The sequence below is a fragment of the Yoonia sp. genome (genome assembly GCF_017854415.1).
Classification (GTDB): Bacteria; Pseudomonadota; Alphaproteobacteria; order Rhodobacterales; family Rhodobacteraceae; genus Yoonia.
Window position 1 is genome coordinate 1 of record NZ_JAFMHR010000062.1, and the last position, 17,541, is coordinate 17,541.

General features: G+C 54.9%; 18 protein-coding genes. 7 read left to right on the forward strand and 11 right to left on the reverse strand.

The features are described 5' to 3' along the window. Both QZ197_RS08665 and QZ197_RS08670 read left to right on the forward strand, forming a co-directional pair. The coding region (locus tag QZ197_RS08665) for a GNAT family N-acetyltransferase (RefSeq protein WP_296431489.1) at nt 1–333 on the forward strand (333 nt) is incomplete at its 5' end. A gap of 66 nt (nt 334–399) precedes the next feature. Next, nucleotides 400–1,812, forward strand: coding sequence for an FAD-binding oxidoreductase (locus QZ197_RS08670; RefSeq protein ID WP_296431490.1), 1,413 nt, complete (start codon nt 400–402; stop codon nt 1,810–1,812). Between the two features lie 2 nt (nt 1,813–1,814). Here QZ197_RS08670 and hemC read toward each other — a convergent pair whose 3' ends face one another. Next, nucleotides 1,815–2,750, reverse strand: a complete 936-nt coding sequence (gene hemC, locus QZ197_RS08675) for a hydroxymethylbilane synthase (protein ID WP_296431491.1) — start codon at nt 2,748–2,750, stop codon at nt 1,815–1,817. A gap of 94 nt (nt 2,751–2,844) precedes the next feature. On the opposite strand from hemC, the gene hemE reads away from it, so the two are divergent. Further along, on the forward strand, nt 2,845–3,879 hold the full coding sequence (gene hemE / locus QZ197_RS08680) for a uroporphyrinogen decarboxylase (RefSeq protein ID WP_296431492.1): 1,035 nt from the start codon (nt 2,845–2,847) through the stop codon (nt 3,877–3,879). Nucleotides 3,880–3,928: 49 nt separating this feature from the next. Beyond that, nucleotides 3,929–4,354, forward strand: a complete 426-nt coding sequence (locus QZ197_RS08685) for a hypothetical protein (protein ID WP_296431493.1) — start codon at nt 3,929–3,931, stop codon at nt 4,352–4,354. Nucleotide 4,355: 1 nt separating this feature from the next. Here QZ197_RS08685 and hemF read toward each other — a convergent pair whose 3' ends face one another. Continuing rightward, entirely contained in the window at nt 4,356–5,234 is an 879-nt protein-coding gene (gene hemF / locus QZ197_RS08690; RefSeq protein ID WP_296431494.1) for an oxygen-dependent coproporphyrinogen oxidase, read from the reverse strand. 101 nt (nt 5,235–5,335) lie between these two features. Between hemF and QZ197_RS08695 the strand changes: the two genes are divergently transcribed. Continuing rightward, entirely contained in the window at nt 5,336–5,722 is a 387-nt protein-coding gene (locus tag QZ197_RS08695; RefSeq protein WP_296431495.1) for a hypothetical protein, read from the forward strand. On the opposite strand, the gene QZ197_RS08700 is transcribed toward QZ197_RS08695, so the two are convergent. Genes QZ197_RS08700 through clpS form a run of 3 tightly spaced genes read right to left on the reverse strand, consistent with a single transcriptional unit; the run spans nt 5,723 to nt 7,877 of the window. Continuing rightward, nucleotides 5,723–6,526 (reverse strand): SDR family oxidoreductase, encoded by an 804-nt coding sequence (locus QZ197_RS08700; RefSeq protein WP_296431496.1) that lies wholly within the window; start codon nt 6,524–6,526, stop codon nt 5,723–5,725. It lies immediately after the preceding gene. Nucleotides 6,527–6,536: 10 nt separating this feature from the next. Next, the gene (locus QZ197_RS08705; RefSeq protein WP_296431497.1) at nt 6,537–7,511 is read right to left on the reverse strand and encodes a methyltransferase; all 975 of its coding nucleotides are present in this window, start codon (nt 7,509–7,511) and stop codon (nt 6,537–6,539) included. Between the two features lie 24 nt (nt 7,512–7,535). Continuing rightward, the gene (gene clpS, locus QZ197_RS08710) at nt 7,536–7,877 is read right to left on the reverse strand and encodes an ATP-dependent Clp protease adapter ClpS (RefSeq protein ID WP_296431499.1); all 342 of its coding nucleotides are present in this window, start codon (nt 7,875–7,877) and stop codon (nt 7,536–7,538) included. Between the two features lie 349 nt (nt 7,878–8,226). On the opposite strand from clpS, the gene QZ197_RS08715 reads away from it, so the two are divergent. After that, on the forward strand, nt 8,227–9,642 hold the full coding sequence (locus QZ197_RS08715; RefSeq protein ID WP_296431508.1) for a serine hydrolase: 1,416 nt from the start codon (nt 8,227–8,229) through the stop codon (nt 9,640–9,642). A 3-nt stretch (nt 9,643–9,645) separates the two neighbouring features. Here QZ197_RS08715 and QZ197_RS08720 read toward each other — a convergent pair whose 3' ends face one another. The 5 genes from QZ197_RS08720 to QZ197_RS08740 all read right to left on the reverse strand — a co-directional run bounded on the left by QZ197_RS08720 (nt 9,646) and on the right by QZ197_RS08740 (nt 16,114). Beyond that, on the reverse strand, nt 9,646–11,244 hold the full coding sequence (locus tag QZ197_RS08720; protein ID WP_296431500.1) for an ABC transporter ATP-binding protein: 1,599 nt from the start codon (nt 11,242–11,244) through the stop codon (nt 9,646–9,648). Further along, nucleotides 11,241–12,428, reverse strand: coding sequence for an ABC transporter permease (locus tag QZ197_RS08725; RefSeq protein WP_296431502.1), 1,188 nt, complete (start codon nt 12,426–12,428; stop codon nt 11,241–11,243). Before QZ197_RS08725 ends, QZ197_RS08720 begins: the two co-directional genes overlap by 4 nt. Beyond that, the gene (locus tag QZ197_RS08730) at nt 12,428–13,501 is read right to left on the reverse strand and encodes a microcin C ABC transporter permease YejB (RefSeq protein ID WP_296431503.1); all 1,074 of its coding nucleotides are present in this window, start codon (nt 13,499–13,501) and stop codon (nt 12,428–12,430) included. Before QZ197_RS08730 ends, QZ197_RS08725 begins: the two co-directional genes overlap by 1 nt. 10 nt (nt 13,502–13,511) lie before the next feature. Beyond that, nucleotides 13,512–15,422 carry an extracellular solute-binding protein gene (locus QZ197_RS08735; RefSeq protein ID WP_296431504.1) on the reverse strand — a complete coding sequence of 637 codons (1,911 nt, stop codon included), beginning with the start codon at nt 15,420–15,422 and terminating at the stop codon, nt 13,512–13,514. Between the two features lie 167 nt (nt 15,423–15,589). Then, a complete protein-coding gene (locus tag QZ197_RS08740; RefSeq protein WP_296431505.1) occupies nt 15,590–16,114 on the reverse strand; it encodes a c-type cytochrome in 525 nt (174 codons plus the stop codon). A 109-nt stretch (nt 16,115–16,223) separates the two neighbouring features. On the opposite strand from QZ197_RS08740, the gene QZ197_RS08745 reads away from it, so the two are divergent. Continuing rightward, nucleotides 16,224–17,063, forward strand: coding sequence for a prephenate dehydratase (locus QZ197_RS08745; RefSeq protein WP_296431506.1), 840 nt, complete (start codon nt 16,224–16,226; stop codon nt 17,061–17,063). Nucleotide 17,064: 1 nt separating this feature from the next. On the opposite strand, the gene QZ197_RS08750 is transcribed toward QZ197_RS08745, so the two are convergent. Continuing rightward, nucleotides 17,065–17,529 (reverse strand): SRPBCC family protein, encoded by a 465-nt coding sequence (locus tag QZ197_RS08750; protein WP_296431507.1) that lies wholly within the window; start codon nt 17,527–17,529, stop codon nt 17,065–17,067. Nucleotides 17,530–17,541 lie beyond the last annotated feature (12 nt).

Here is a 17,541-nt window from a genome sequence, read left to right on the forward strand (position 1 = left end):
TGGTGGGCAATCATTGTGCGCGATACGGACAGCGTGATCGGCGCCGCTTGCGTGCAAAACGTTGCAAACAAGGCAGGTGCAGAACTAGAGATCGGTTGGCGCCTAGCAACAGCATCTACCGGGCACGGATATGCCACCGAAGCTGGCAAAGCCGCCTCAGACTATGCTTTTGACGTCATCAGTGCCGCGAAGGTTATCGCAGTCGCTGATCCAAAGAACATTGCTTCGCACCGCGTGATGGAACGCGTGGGCATGACCTTTCGCGGGATCGAAACCCACTACGACGAATCCTGCACGACGTATGTCATGCAAAAACCGGACCGTGACGGGTAGCAAATGTGCATCTTCCGCCACCTCTGATTTCGCGCTAGCGTAATCGAAATAAACGCACGAGGCACCATGACCGTTCTTTCCCAAATCACCGAAGTTATCGGCGCGCAGCATGTGTTGACAGGCAGCGATGCAGCCCCTTATGGCAAAGACTGGACAGGCGCTTATACCTCAATCCCGCTTGCAGTGTTACGCCCCGCGAATACGGCAGAGGTCGCAGCGATCCTTAAGATTGCAAATGCAACCAAGACCCCCGTTGTGCCCGCTTCGGGCCGCACTGGTTTGACAGGGGCGACACTGGCCCAAGACGCATTGATGCTATCGGTCGAGCGGCTGAATGAAATCACAGAGCTTAACACAGTAGCGCGCACCGCAACGCTCGGCGCAGGAGTGATCCTGTCTACCCTTCACGACGCCGCAGAAGCGCATGATCTGATCTTCCCGCTCACACTGGGGGCACGCGGCTCTGCCATGATCGGCGGCTTGCTGTCCACGAACGCGGGTGGCTCCAACGTCGTGCGCTATGGCAGCACACGCGGCTTGTGCCTTGGGCTAGAGGTAGTCATGGCCGATGGCCGCATCATGAATTTGATGAGCGCCCTGCACAAAGACAATTCCGGCCTTGATCTGCGCAATCTAGTCATCGGGGCCGAAGGCACATTGGGGATCATCACTGCAGCAGTTCTAAAACTGCGCCCGAAACCACAAGCCTATGCAACCGCTATGGTCGCTGTGCCGTCGCTGGCGGATGCATTGACGCTTCTGCACCGACTGCAAGATGAAACAGGCGGCGGGGTTGAGGCGTTCGAGTACATGCCGCGCAGCTACATCGACAAGCACCGCCAGTTGTTCACCGACAGCCAACCCCCGTTTGATACCGAATATGACGTGAACATCATGATCGAAGTCGCCGCTACAATGGCCCGTGATGCGTTGCCTAACGCTGATGGCAGCATGCCTGTTGTCAGTGCGCTAGAAGAAACACTTGGGCAGATGCTGGAAGAGGGCACCGTTTTGGATGCGGTGATCGCCCAAAACGAATCGCAGCGCCGCGCCATTTGGAAACGCCGCGAAGATGCAGGCGAAGTCGCCTTTTTCGGCGGCGTGTTCGTGAATACGGACGTGGCGCTGCCGCTTGATAAAATCGCCACATTCGAGGAAATGCTCACCCCGCGCATCAAAGCGATAGACCCAGACGCCAGCGAAGTCATCGTGGCGCATCTGGGCGACGGTAACATCCATCACACCAGCTATATCAGCCGTAATGATCCTGCCGTCATGGACGCGTTGGTCGAAGCGGTTGAAGATGTGGTGCAAGAACTTGGCGGGTCATTCAGTGCAGAACACGGGATCGGTGTGTCAAAGCTGGAAACCATGAAGCGTCGCAAAGATCCGGTCGCATTGGACGCAATGCGCGCGATCAAGGAGGCACTTGATCCCAACAACATCCTGAACCCGGGCAAAGTCATCCCTGACCGCTAGAATCAGAAAAAGTCTGGTCCGGCCTGCGCGAGCAGCTTGGCTGCCATCGCGCGGCCCATTTCCGGTCCGTCTTCGATCGCGCCGCTGACGTCATCGTTGTAGACTTCGGTGCCATCGGTCCGCAGGATTTCGCCCCGCAGACGCATGTTGCCACCATCCAGTTCTGCCAAACTGCCGATAGGGGTTTCGCATGACCCGTCCAGATGCGCCAAGAACGTGCGCTCTGCCGCCAAACGCTGCCCCGTTGGACCGTCATGGATCGCCTCGAGCATTGCAGCAGCACGGCTGTCATCGCCGCGCCGTTCAATGCCAATCGCACCTTGAGCGACCGCAGGCAGCATATCTTCTGGGGCCACGGCAGTGCGCGGCACATCATTCATGCCCAAACGGTTCAGGCCAGCCATGGCCAGAAACGTCGCTTCGGCCACACCATCACCCAACTTTTTCAGGCGTGTCTGCACGTTCCCGCGGAATTCAACAATGTTCAGATCAGGACGCTTTGCGAGTAATTGCGAGCGGCGGCGCAGCGACGATGTGCCGACTGTTGCGCCCTGTGCCAGATCATCCAGACTTTTGGCATGCAGCGAAACAAACGCATCGCGCACGTCTTCACGCGGCAAATATGTGTTCAAAAGCAACCCGCCGGGTTGATCGACAGGCATGTCTTTCATTGAATGCACGGCGATGTCGATTGACCCATCCAGCAGGGCCTCTTCGATCTCGCGGGTGAACAGGCCTTTGCCGCCGATCTCTTTCAATGGTCGGTCCTGAATGGCATCACCCATGACCTTGATCACACAAATCGCAAACGCGTCTTCCGGCAAATCAAACGCCGCCATCAGGCGCGAGCGTGTTTCATGCGCCTGCGCAAGTGCAAGCGGAGAACCACGGGTTCCGATGTTGAATGGTGAGGCGGGTGTTGGCATCAAAACTGTCATGGATAGAGTGTTAAACGTGTCAACCTAGCCTGACAACTCCCTTGACATCATCTTCTGCAATTGGGACCACTGGGGCGATAAAAAAGGACACCTTATGGCGCAGCAAAAAACCATTCTTCGGGCTCTCGCGGGCGAAACTTTACCGACGCCACCGATTTGGATGATGCGTCAGGCAGGGCGGTATTTACCTGAATACAAAGCCACTCGCGCGCAGGCAGGTGATTTCCTGTCTCTGTGCTATAACCCCGAGCTGGCGGCAGAAGTAACTTTGCAGCCAATCCGTCGCTATGGCTTTGATGCAGCGATTCTTTTTGCTGACATTTTGTTGCTGCCCCAAGCATTGGGCGCAGACCTTTGGTTTGTAACTGGCGAAGGCCCACGTTTGTCGACGATCACAACCGCAGATGAGTTGGCGCAGTTGAAGCCGCTTGATGCCATCCACGACACGCTGAACCCGATTTACGAGACTGTGAAAATCCTATCACGCGAATTGCCCAAAGAGACCACGTTGATCGGTTTTGCTGGTTCTCCATGGACAGTTGCAACTTATATGATCGCAGGCCAAGGCACGCCGGATCAAGCGCCAGCGCACGCGCTTAAGGCCGAAAACCGCCCTGTGTTCGAAGGAATTATCAACCGGATCACCGAAGGCACAATCGAGTATCTATCCATGCAAATCCAAGCAGGTGCCGAATGCGTTAAGCTGTTCGATAGCTGGGCAGGATCGTTGCAAGATGACGACTTTATTGAATTCTCGGTGAAACCAATGCAACGCATTACAGCCGCGCTTAAGAAAAAGCACCCTGATGTTCCGATCATCGCCTTCCCGCGTGGCGCTGGCAAACGCAACATCGGCATGCATGCGGCGATTGGTGCTGATTGTATCGCGCTTGATGATGGTGTTGATGCGGTTTGGGCGGCTGAGAACGTGCAAAAAGATGGCTGTGTACAGGGCAACCTCAAGTCGTCCCATATGGTCACGGGCGGCGATACGCTGGTGTCCGAGACGCGGCGCATCTGCAAGGCGTTCTCAAAGGGCCCGCATATCTTCAACCTTGGCCACGGCATTACACCAGATGCGAACCCTGACAATGTGCAGTTGATGATCGATACGGTACGCGGGGCGTAGATTTTACCGCAAATTAGCGTAGGCTCCGTTCAATGAAAGGGGCCTACATTTGCGCATACCGCTGACATTCCGGTTGGTTTTCTATAGTTTTCGAGCGATCGTGAGCGCGAGCCTTATTCTATTTTGCGCATGGCTGGTCTTTGTCCCTGCGAACGCAAAAGAGCTGGCAGCATTGGGCGCTCAGCCGGAAACGTCCTATCCACCCGGCCTGCGTCCCATGCGTGCGGCAAAGGCTATCGTCGCCGTGGCCCCGTCCTATACATACACACTGGCCGCACGTGTCATTGGACCGCAGACCCCGGCCATCGCAATACGGTTTATGATGACCCAAATGGCAGCGGGTCGGGTTTTTCCAAGGTCTTTTGAGGGGGAAACAGCCCAGTCAGAGCCTGAACAGCCAACAATCGTCCAGACGAACACGCGCAAGAGCAGCGACCGCGATATCGCGGGGCCACGGTTCATCAAGGTTGACTAGGTCAGACCCATTTTGCCAGCGGCGGAAGGCTCATCAACACTGCATTCGCGTCGTGACCCGTTGTTAGACCAAACTTGGTGCCACGGTCATAGACAAGGTTGTACTCCGCATAAAGGCCGCGATGAATGAGTTGCGTGTCCTTATCCGCATCGTTCCAAGGCATGTTGCGGCGCTTTTCTACAAGCGGCACATAGGCAGGCAAGAACGCGCGGCCGATATCTTGGGTCAATTCGAAATCCTTGCACCAATCACCCGTGCAATAGTCATCCATAAAGATGCCGCCTACGCCGCGCGCACGGTTGCGGTGCGGGATATAGAAATACTCGTCCGCCCACGCCTTTAGCTTTGGATAATGATCTTCCCCATGCGGATCGAGATGGGCCTTTTGGGTCGCGTGAAAATGCGCCGTGTCTTCGGCATATTCAATGCAGGGGTTCAAATCCGACCCACCGCCAAACCACCAAGCATGAGGGGTCCAGAACATGCGGGTGTTCATATGCACCGCAGGCGCATGCGGGTTTTGCATATGCGCCACCAATGAAATGCCAGAGGCCCAAAACCGCGGATCTTCGGCCATTCCGGGGACACCGCGCGCAGCCATCGCTTTTTGGGCCGCATCGCCCAACTGGCCATAAACGGTCGAGATATTGACGCCGACTTTTTCAAACACGCGACCACCGCGCATCACCGACATCACACCACCGCCCGCATCAGAGCCATCGTCAGATGTGCGTGTTGTTTCGCTTACTTCAAACCGTCCGGCAGGTCCGTCACCAGCTTGGCTATCTTCTAAACCTTCGAATGCTGCTACGATATCGTCGCGCAGGGTCCGAAACCATGCTGATGCTGTGTTCTTTTCCGCCTCAAAACCGTCTGACATGCGTCGTCCTTATCCGTTGATATTGTATATCACTGCATATTCACTTTTATGCACCTTAATGATCGTTTTACGATGATCCAGATCAAATCCGGAGAACAGCCATGCGTACCGCCTTTATGATACTTCCGCTCGTAGCTTTGGCTGCCTGTGCGACCCCCCGCGAGCAATGCATCAACGAAGTCAGCCGCGACACCCGCGTGCTTGGCGCCTTGATCAACCAAACCGAACGCAACATTTCGCGCGGCTACGCATTGGAACAACGCCAAGACGTGCGAACTGTGCGCGGGACATGCCGTGGACGCAACGAGGACGGAACCACTTTTATCTTCGCATGCGATGAAACCGATACTTTCAGCACCACTGTTCCTGTTGCCATTGACCTGAACGCCGAGCGCGCGAAGCTGGCGTCTTTGCAAGAACGGTTTGCGCAAACACAACCGGCCGCCAACCAAGCGATTGCGCAGTGTATTGCCATCTATCCAAGCTGATTAATGTGCGGAAACAGCAGCCGGATCGATCAAGGTTCGGCCTCCGTCAACCGTGATAATCTGGCCTGTTACAAATGCAGACGCATCAGAGGCCAGATATTGCACCGCATCTGAAACCTCACCGGGGCTGGCGATCCGGTGAAGCGGCGTATTGTCTACGATCGCTTCGCGCACTTCGTCATGATCTTTGAGCGAACCTTTGAGGCTCGCACTCATCACGCTCCCAAATGCAACAGCGTTGATACGAATACCGTGGGGCGCCAGTGCGACAGCCATAGAACGGGTCATTTGATCCAACGCCGCAGAGCTAACAGAGTAAGCCATCAAATCGGGATGTGTCCGCCGCGCTGCGATTGAACTGATGTTCACAATCGAACCCACACTACCGCCGGTTTCGCCGTCAGCTTGTTTGATCATCCGGCGCGCAACAGCTTGGCTGACACGCATCGCGGTGAGAGTGTTTTGCTGCAGCAATTCCTCAACAGAGTTGTCTTCGGGATCAAGCGGATCTGTTGTCATCACCTGACGAGACGCATTAACCAAGATATCCACCCGCTCAAACGCATCGATCGTTGCCGATAGCAGATTGGCAATCGTCAGCTTTTTGCGCAAATCACCTGCAAAAATACGCACATGTTCTTCTTTGTCCGCGTCGTCACCCATTTGGTAAACCAGCTCTTTTTCGTCCATATCGGCAAACACGACATTTGCGCCCATTTCCACAAAGTGACGCCCGATTGCAAGGCCAACGCCGTTTGCGGCGCCCGTGACAATCGCAGTCTTTCCAGCAATCGAAAATGACATAGAGACTTCCTTAGACTTTGCGGTTCGGTCGGCTTGCGTGGATCAGCTTGAACGCACCATTGCCGCCGATTGTGTCGACATTACGGAAACTCTCGGCCAGGGCGTCTTCATAGGGCAAATGGCGGTTCGCAACCATCCAGAGTTTGCCATGCGGCACCAGTTTACGGGCCGCCGCCTGAATGAACGTCCGCCCCAGCGATGGATCAGAGGCCCTACCTGCATGAAAAGGCGGGTTCATGACAATCCCGTCGTAAGATGGACCATCAAGCGCCGTAGCGTCCGCCCACTGAAATGTGACGCGTGGATCGGTGACATTCAGACGCGCGCACTTCAGTGACAGCGCCTCTGCCTCGATCAGGTCAAGTGATGTGACACCTGCACGGGCCAGCACAGGCGCAGCCAGATAGCCCCACCCAGCGCCAAAATCTGCCATGCGGGCTGGCAGCTTGGGTGGCAGCGCGTCAGCTAAAAGCGCAGAACCTGCATCAATCGCCCCATCCGAGAAAACACCGGCAGTGGTGAAATACCCATGTGGGCCTTTAGCGGGTTCAGGTGCGGCCCAGCTTGCAAAGGCGTCAGTGGTTGCAAACCAGAAAATTCGTCCATGTGCTTTGGTAATAGACGGCAGATTACCCAGTTCTTTGCGGCATGCTTTGAACAGGCTATCGACACCATCCGTTTTTTGCCCATCGACGATCACCAGATCAGCATGTTTGCATGCCTCGGCCACCATCGCGCGGGCAAGTGCCTTGGCGCGGGGCACGACGACGATCGCAACTGCAGTTTTGGTCAAATCTTGGGACGTGGGAAAACCAGCCCCCTGCCATGCCGTAACATCGGGGTAAAACCCATGAACGATCTGAACGGCATCACGCGGCAAAGGTTCAACGTCATAGGTCGCATCGGGCCGCATCAGGGCAACGCGTCCTTCGGGCAAGATCAGCAAACCATCCGTGATGGCAGTGGAAAGGCGGGATTGGGCCATCAGATAACGAACAGCGGCGGACCGCTATTCTTTCTCCATGGTGCATTGCAAAGGATGCTGGTGGCGCTGCGCGAAATCCATCACCTGTGCTACTTTTGTCTCAGCGATTTCGTGGCTGAACACACCAACCACCGCGAGGCCTTTTTTGTGAACAGTCAACATCAGCTCGAAAGCCTGACCATGCGTCAGCCCAAAAAATCGTTCCAAAACATGTACGACAAATTCCATCGGCGTAAAATCATCGTTTAAAATCATGACCTTATACATAGGTGGTCGTTTTGTAACAGGCTTCGTCTCTAGGACCACGCCGACGTCACCGTCGTCGTCGCCTTTTTTGTCAGCCATCATGTAGAACTCTGCGAGCATCGATCTGCCTTATGTCGTTGGCGTTATATATAAGGCACACACCGCCTAAGAAAACCCCCATGATTCACAAAGAAAATAACCTGCATAACGCCCTGAATCGGCTATCTTGTAGGGCACCCAAGCACAACCGCAAGATATGGCATATCTTCACGATGATCGCCGCAAAAGTCTTTGAAATTAGGGTATTTTCTGAAAACCAGAGTTGTGCTAGCGTTTACAAATAATAATAAGACCACCGGAAAAATCCGGGGTCATTGAGGCAGTAAAAAGCGAGGCAAGCGACGTGACAAGTCGTCTGGGACAGTGGGCCCTTCACGGGCTATTTACGTGTATTTTGACGGTATCGGTCATGCTGGCACCTTTGGGTGCATTAGCAGCCCCCTATGCCGCAATGGTGATGGATGCGCGCACCGGAGAGGTCTTGCATTCACGCAACGCCGACACCCGATTGCATCCTGCATCACTTACCAAAATGATGACCCTTTATGTGGCTTTTCAAGCAATCGAACGGGGCGAGATCACTCTCGACACGCCCGTCCAGATTAGCCGCAATGCCGCTTCAGAGCCACCATCAAAGCTGGGTCTGCGCGCAGGTCAGACGATTGCATTTCGCTTTCTTTTGCGTGCAGCGGCAGTCAAATCCGCCAATGATGCCGCCACTGCGATTGGTGAAGCAATTTCCGGTTCCGAAGAGGCATTCGCGACCCGCATGAACCGCACAGCCAGCGCAATGGGAATGAGCAACACAACATTCCGCAACGCGCACGGCTTGACACAGTCCGGTCATATGTCAACCGCACGTGATATGTCCGTTCTTGGTCGCCATGTGATCTATGACTTTCCTCAGTATTATAACCTCTTTTCGCGCCGCTCTGCCAACGCAGGTGTCGCGACGGTGCGCCACACCAATCGTCGCTGGCTTGACAGCTATGACGGTGGTGACGGCATCAAGACAGGCTACACGCGGGCGGCAGGGTTCAACCTTGTGGCTTCTGCGCAGCGCGGCCAAGAGCGTGTGATTGCAACCGTCTTTGGTGGCTCCTCTACCGCAGCACGAAACGCACGGATCACCGAATTGATGGATATGGGCTTTAACCGTGCCCCATCACGCGCCACGATCAGCCCTCCACGCCCGCCAGCCGCGATGCTGACGGGGACTGTGACCACCGGCAACCCAGGTAAAACGATCCGCGTTAGCGGCATCGTGGCCACAAGCTTGCGACCTGTCGCACGCCCAACTGCAACCACGACCCCAGCCCCCGACGTCGTGGTTGCAGCACTCAATCCAGATATCCTCAACACTGTTGTTGCAGAAGCTATCGACGCAGCCGTAACCGAAGCACTTGCGTCAGTTCTTGCGGAACCGCCCCAAGAGACACAAGTTGCGGCCCAAGGAGCGGTTCCTGCCGTCATGCCAATTGCGCGACCGTCGACCGAAGCCACGGTCATCGCGGAAACCACCCCCGAACCAGAGACAATTGCCGCTGCCGGACCAGAAGTCGTCACCCGCATTTCGACCTCTGGCGGGCGTCATTGGGGCGTCAACGTGGGCCGTTACAACACCCGCTACAACGCAGAACGGGTGTTGCTAAAGGTAGCCTTGAACGAGATGACAGCGCTTGATGGTGCTTTGCGTCGTGTGACCCAACGCTCTGGCGGGTTTGACGCGAATTTCATGGGGCTGACCCGTGAAGGCGCAGATCTGGCCTGTCGTCGCCTGCAGGCGCGCGGAACAATGTGCTTTATGATCGGATCAGAGGGTTAACCCTTAAGCGACATCAGCCGCAAATGCCGCAGCCATCAGCGCACGGGTATAGTCGGTTTTCGGCGCGTCAAAAATGTCGCTCGCATCGCCGGCTTCGACGACGTCGCCCTGTTTCATGACCATGACTTTGTGCGATAGCGCGCGCACCACTTTCAGGTCATGACTGATGAACAAATAGGCTAGCGCATATTTCTGCTGTAAATCGCGCAACAACTGCACAATCTGCACCTGTACGGTCATATCAAGCGCTGATGTCGGCTCATCCAAAATCAACAATTTAGGTTGCAGAATCATCGCGCGCGCAATTGCGACGCGCTGGCGTTGGCCACCGGAAAATTCATGCGGGTAGCGGTCCATAAGTGCCGGATCAAGCCCGACCTCGCCCATTATTGCGGCCACCATATCGCGCCTGTTACGACCCGGTTCAACCCCGTGCACGCCGAGGCCTTCTGCAATGATCTCTGCCACAGTCATGCGCGGGCTAAGCGATCCGTAGGGGTCTTGGAACACGATCTGCATTTCACTGCGCAGCGGGCGCATCTGCCGTGGGTTCAGGTCATGAATGTCGCGGCCTTGGAACACGATCCGCCCTTCCGAACGGATAAGCCGCATGACGGCCAAGGCAAGCGTCGTTTTGCCCGATCCGCTTTCGCCAACCACGCCCAATGTTTCGCCCGCCCGCACGCTAAGCGTCGCTGCATTGACCGCTTTTACGTGCCCAACCGTTCGTTTCAGCAAACCGCGTTGGATTGGAAACCAAATCTTTGCGCTGTCTGTTTCCAACACAACCGGCGCATCGGCAGGCACAGGCGCAGGCACACCAGTTGATTCTGCGGCAAGCAGCGTTTGGGTATAAGGATGCTGCGGATTGGCAAAAAGTTCGGCTGTTTCACCCGTCTCGACGATCTCGCCGTCCTTCATCACGCATACGCGGTCCGCGATTTTGCGGACAATCGTCAAGTCATGCGTAATGAACAACATCGACATGCCCGCATCACGTTTGAGGTCCGCAAGCAGGTCAAGGATTTGCGCTTGAATGGTGACATCAAGGGCCGTTGTGGGTTCGTCTGCGATCAACAGCTCTGGCCCGTTTGCAAGCGCCATAGCGATCATCACGCGCTGCCGTTGCCCACCAGATAGCTGATGCGGGTACGATCCAATGCGGCTTTCTGCGTCACGGATACCCACCCGTTCCAGCAATTCAATCACCCGAGCGCGCACCGCAGGGCCGCGCAAGCCTTGGTGCAGTTCGATGCTTTCAGCCAACTGCTTTTCAATAGTGTGTAGCGGGTTGAGTGAGGTCATCGGCTCTTGGAAAATAAAGCTGATGTCGTTGCCGCGAACGCGGCGCAATGCGGCATCGTCAGCGCCCACCATTTCGACGCCGTTATAAGTGATAGACCCGGCCATCACAGCACTATCGCCCAGCAATTGCACCGTGGACAATGCAGTCACTGATTTACCTGACCCGCTTTCGCCGACTATCGCGACAGTTTCGCCTTTGTGGACCTGAAATGACACGCCGCGCACGGCATGGGACACGCCCCCATCTTGGCGAAAGGCCACCCGCAGGTCGGTGACATCAAGGACGACTTCAGTCATTGATTGGCAGCCTTTGATTTGGCGGCATCCGCAAATGTCGCCTCGTCCACAGTCACATTGCCATCGGCAACAAACGTCTTGCGCGGATCAAACGCATCGCGGACGCCTTCAAAAACAAAGACCAACAGCGACAGCATGATCGCAAAGGTAAAGAACGCAGTGAAGCCCAGCCATGGTGCTTGCAGGTTCTGTTTGGCTTGCAATGTCATCTCGCCCAACGACGGGGCCGACGACGGCAAACCAAAGCCCAGAAAATCAAGCGACGCCAAGCCACCAATTGCACCGGTCACCAAGAACGGCAGCATCGTCACCGTGGCGACCATCGCGTTAGGCAACATGTGACGGAACATAATTGTGCGGTCGCGCACGCCCAGCGCTTTTGCCGCGCGCACGTATTCCAGATTGCGCGCGCGCAAAAACTCTGCCCTGACGACGCCCACCAAAGCGGGCCAACCGAACAAAACTGTCAGGAACACAAGAAGCCAGTAACTTCGCCCCAATATAGCGAAGACAATGATGATGACGTAGAGCGATGGCATTCCTGTCCAGATTTCAATAAACCGCTGGAATATCAGGTCGGTCCAACCGCCGAAATACCCCTGCACGGCACCCGCCATGATCCCGATAATGGACGCAGCTACAGTGACCGTCAGCGCAAAAGTTACCGAAAGCCGGAACCCGTAAATTACCCGTGCGAGAACATCGCGTTTGGTGTCATCGGTGCCCAGCCAATTTTCGTCGCTGGGCGGCGACGGAGCAACACCAGCGACATCGACGATTGTGTTGAAAGAATATGGAATGACCGGCCAAAGCATCCAACCGGCCTCAAAATCACCATCAAGGGTTTGGCCCGCGTCAACGGCAGCAATCAATTCTTCGGGCGTATCAAAACAATCTTGCAACCCGCCTGTAACGATCAGACAATCCACTTCAACTTCGCCATAGCCAGCCTCGGTTGGGAAATCCCCACCAAAATCCTGCTCTGAATAAAAGTTGAAGATCGGCATATGCAGTTCGCCGCGATAACTGACCACAATGGGTTTATCGTTGGCGATGAACTCGGCCATCAGTGAAAGTCCGAACAACACACCAAAGATCATCAACGACCAATAAGCACGCCTGTTGCGCTTGAAATTGCGCACGCGCCGCTGGTTCAGCGGGGATAGATACGGACGACGCGCCATCAGCCTCGGGCCTCGAAATCAATGCGCGGATCGATCAGGACATAGGTCAAATCCGTGAGGATGCCGACGACCAAACCAATCAACGAGAATGCAAACAATGTGCCGAATACGACCGGATAATCGCGGGCGACAGCGGCCTCGAAACCCAAACGACCTAAGCCATCAAGTGAAAATAGCGTTTCAATAATCAGCGATCCGCCAAAGAACACGCCGATGAACAGCGCAGGGAATCCCGAAATCACGATCAGCATCCCGTTGCGGAACACATGTCCATAAAGTACGCGGCTTTCAGACAATCCTTTGGCGCGGGCGGTCATGACATATTGCTTCTTTATCTCGTCCAGAAAGCTGTTCTTGGTCAGCAACGTCAGCGTCGCAAAAGCAGATATCGTCGAGGCCAGCACAGGCAGCGTGATGTGCCATAGATAATCAAGGACTTTACCAATCATGCTAAGGTCTTCGAAATTGGCAGAGGTCAAACCGCGTAGCGGAAACAGCCGCCAGTAAGATCCACCTGCGAACAGCACAATTAGCAAAATTGCGAACAAGAACCCCGGAATCGCATAGCCCACGATAATCGCACCAGAGGTCCAAGTATCGAACGGTGTGCCGTCGCGCACGGCTTTTTTGATGCCCAGCGGGATCGAGATCAAATAGGCAATCAACGTCGACCACAGGCCTAAGGTGATCGACACTGGCATCTTTTCTAGCACCAGATCAAACACGCTGATGGACCTGAAATAGCTTTCGCCAAAATCGAGGCGCATGTAGTTCCACATCATTGTCAGGAACCGTTCCAGCGGCGGCTTATCAAATCCGAACTCGCGTTCCAGATCAGCGATGAAATCCGCAGGCAAGCCGCGTCCGCCGATATAGTCGCTATCGCCGGTTTCGACCAATTCGCTACCACCACCAGAGATGCCTTCAAAGACATCGCCTCCACCCTCCATCTCGGCAAGGATCTGTTCGATCGGCCCGCCGGGGACAAATTGGGTGAGGGCAAAGTTGATGATCATGATGCCCAACAATGTGGGAATCACAAGCAGCAGTCGCCTTAGAATATATGCGCCCACTTAGTCTGCCCTACTGAAACGCGCCGACGGCACGTAAATTATCAGCAGCATCAGCATCGAACCACCAGTTGTCTATCGGTGACAACGCAAGCGGCGGCACCTCTTTAAAACGGTACATGTCGTAATATGCGACCGTATGAACACCTTTTTGCCATTGCGGAATCCAGAACCGTTCAGCGCGCAAAACACGGTCAAGCGCGCGCGTGCGGGTGGTCAGGTCTTCTAGTGTCTCTGCCTCGACAATCGTGCGGATCAAGCGATCAGCGGCGGGCATCTTAAAACGCATCGGATTGCGCGAACTGTCTTCAGCGGCTTCTGATCCGAAAAATTGGGCGAGCCCCTGACCTGGTTCATAACCCTGCCCAAGTGACGCATTCACAATGTCAAAGGTGCCAGCGCGGCGACGTTCGATGTATTGGGCGGTATCGACCCGCTCTAACTCTGCGTCCACGCCCAGACGTTTCAGGTTTTCAACGATGGGGTTGATGATGCGGTCAAACTGCGGCGAACGTTCAAGAAAGGTCACAGACAGCACTTCGCCATCTTTGCGGCGCAATCCATCATCGCCTGCAACCCAACCTGCCTGATCCAAGAGGGCAGAAGCGGCGCGCAGATTTGCGCGGTCCAACGGGCGTTCTGACGTGGATGATACGGGCGGGATCGTCGCCACTGCCGTCAAGATGGATGCATCAAGCAGCCCTTCGTCGACCAATGGCTGCAGGATCACCAGTTCATCGGCCGAGGGCGCACCGACTGCTTTGAGGTCAGAGTTGTCCCAAAACGATTCAGGACGCTCGTACAGTCCATAAAACAGTGTTTCGTTCATCCATTCAAAGTTGACCATCAACGTCAGGGCTTCGCGCACCAACGGGTCTTGGAATTTTTCCACGTTCAGATTGAAGACAAAACCTTGGCCAGTGCCGATGGACCCATTGGGCAATTCTTCGACATTCACCCAACCTTGTTCGCGCGCGGGGAAATCATAGCCAGTCGCCCATTGCAGCGAACTGTTTTCGTCGCGAAAGGTGTACACGCCAGATTTGAAACCTTCGAACGCAGCACTGCTGTCGGCGAAGTACTCGACGCGAATCGTCTCGAAATTATTTCGACCTTGGTTGATCCGCAGGTCAGCCCCCCACCAGTTGGGATCATAGCGATAGATTATCTGGCGACCGATATCGACTGCGTCCAGGCGGTAAGGACCTGTGGCAAGGAAAGGCGCATCAGAGGCTTCGTCCAGCCGCGTCTCGGTCTCTTCAAACCAGTTCTGCGAATAGGCCGTCGTCGCACCAACCCAAGTTACTACATCGCGGCGCGGCGCACTTTCGGTAAAAGTGAATTTGATCTTGAAGTCATCCAACACCTCAACGGATTCGATAAAATTTGCATAAACCGAACGATATTCAGTGATGCCCTGCTCTAGCGGCAATTCGAACGAAAACTTTAAATCTGCGGCAGTCATCGTCGTACCGTCCCAGAATTTCACGTCATCACGCAGGTTGAAAACCACCCAGTCACGGCTTTCAGGATACTCAAGCGTTTCACAAAGGTAGCAATAAGCGCCATAAGGATCGTCCCCGGTCGAGGTCAGGATGCTTTCATAGCCAATTGTCGAAAGCGCGGCTGGCACACCTTTGCGGGTGGACAGGTTGAAGCTGTCAAATGTGCCTTGCGCCCATTGCGAAAATTCACCGCCCTTGGGGGCGTCAGGGTTAACATAGTCCAGTACAGCATTCGGGCCGTACTTAAGTTCGCCAAAATTTGTGTAGCCGTGGCTGATGGTGACCGCCTCATGGCTATCTGCGAAAACCTGCGAGCCGGCCCAAACTGCGGCCACGCCGATCAAAGACCCGACCAACCAATATTTCACTGTTGTATCACGTTGGGCTGCGATGGTCCGTACTTGGGGGCGATTTTGCATCATTGTCTCCGCGTTGACTGATCTCAAAGTGACTAAATGAAGTAAAAGGACAGTTTGGCAAACTTTCAAGTTGAGTTTACGTGATCAGTCCGTGTGACACTTGTAACATCCAACAAAAAAGCCGCCCCAAAGGAGCGGCCTTTTCGAGCATTTATGCAGATCGTGGCTTATCCGCCGATCGTCGCAAGGTAAGCGATCAGATTTGCGCGGTCTTCGACGTCGCGCATACCGTTATATCCCATTGCCGTACCGGGTGCATAACCGCGTGGGTTTTCCAGGAAGCCGTTCAAATGTTCTGGCGTCCAGACATCAACAACCGCTGCCAAGGCACCAGAATAGTTGAAATCGTCATAAAAAGCGACCGGACGGTTCACAACACCGTAAAGCGCGGGGCCAGTACCGTGCACGCCTGATTCCAGCGCGTGGCAAGACCGGCAACTACGCCACAGGCCTTCGCCCTCAGATGCGCTGGCGGATGCCATCACAACTGCGAAATCAACTTCGATAACTTCTTCTTCAACACCGCCGTCGGCATCTTCGACTTCAATCACATAGGCTTGTTCGCCATAATGGCCACCTGAATGATAAATCTCTTCTGCGAGCCAAGCGCCCAGCAAGAATACAAGTAAAGTGCTGCAAAGTGCACCGATCACTTTAGTCATCGTCATTGTGTCGAACATGTCGCGTTCCATTCCGTTCAGATATTTGCGGTTATCTATCCGCTTCCCACACCGAGTTGCAAGGTATACTGCCGCGACTTAACACCCATTTCTAGCGGGTTCGCGCAAGGAGGTCACAATCATGTCACAGAAAATCGCATTTCAAGGCGAATTGGGTGCCTATGGGCACGAAGCCTGCGTCACTGCCCGTCCAGATTTTGAACCGCTGCCCTGCAGCACGTTTGATTCTGCGATTGAAGCCGTCCGCAACGGTGCAGCCGATCTTGGGATGATTGCTGTTGAAAACTCGACCTATGGCCGTGTGGCCGACGTACATTCGCTGCTGCCCGAAAGCGGTTTGCATATTGTTGACGAAACATTTGTGCGCGTTCATGTAAATTTGCTGGGCAAACCGGAAGCACTGCTGGACGACATCAAAGAAGCCCACGGTCATTCTGTCATCTTACCGCAATGCGGAAAGTTCCTGCGCGAGCATGACATCATTGGGCGGACCAGTTCGGACAATGCGCGTGCGGCACGCGAAGTCGCATCGGGCGACGATTTAAGCATCGCTGCACTTGCGTCAGAATTGGCGGCTGACATTTACGGCCTCAAGGTACTTGCGCGCCACATCGAAGATCATGCGCGCAACACGACACGGTTTTTGATCATGGCCCGCGACCCCGACTACACCCGCCGTGGCGAATTTGGCATGATGACCAGTTTCGTGTTTCGGGTCCGCAACATCCCTGCCGCGCTTTATAAGGCGATGGGCGGTTTTGCGACGAATAGCGTGAACATGACCAAACTGGAAAGCTATATGGTCGACGGTGAATTCACCGCGACCCAGTTCTATTCCGAAATCGAAGGGCATCCTGACGACGCCAACGTGCAACTGGCGCTAGAGGAACTGGGCTATTTCACTGACCACCTGCATGTGATGGGCGTCTATCCCGCCGCGGCACGTCGGCACGAAAAATAGACTACGCGTCGCGACGGTACCGGTCTTCGATATCTTCTGCATAGTCCAGCACGCGCGCGTTAAAACGCTTTGTCATCTTGGTCTTGGCCAGTTTTAGCGATTGGAGCAACAGCCGAGCAGTCAGTGTTTTTGCGCGCAAATCAAAGCTGACCAAAACCCGTGTGCGGGTCTGAGACAAGGCGATCAACTCGACCTCTGTCACAGCATTCAGTCCGTCAGAGGCATTGTCGATCGACAGTAAAGTAGGGACATCAAGCTGGGTCAGTTCGGCAAGGACCCTGCGATCTCGCCCGCGAAACTGAAAGCTGATATCCCAGATTGCGCCTTGCACAATAGGCCCATCTTCGCGCCGCTTCACATCCGCACCCTGACGCATTGCGCGTCTCTCGAACGCGGCGAAATCGCTGACTTGTGCGAACACATAATCTACGGGAGCTTCGATATCTTCGCGGGTGCTGAATTTCATTCAAATCGTTCC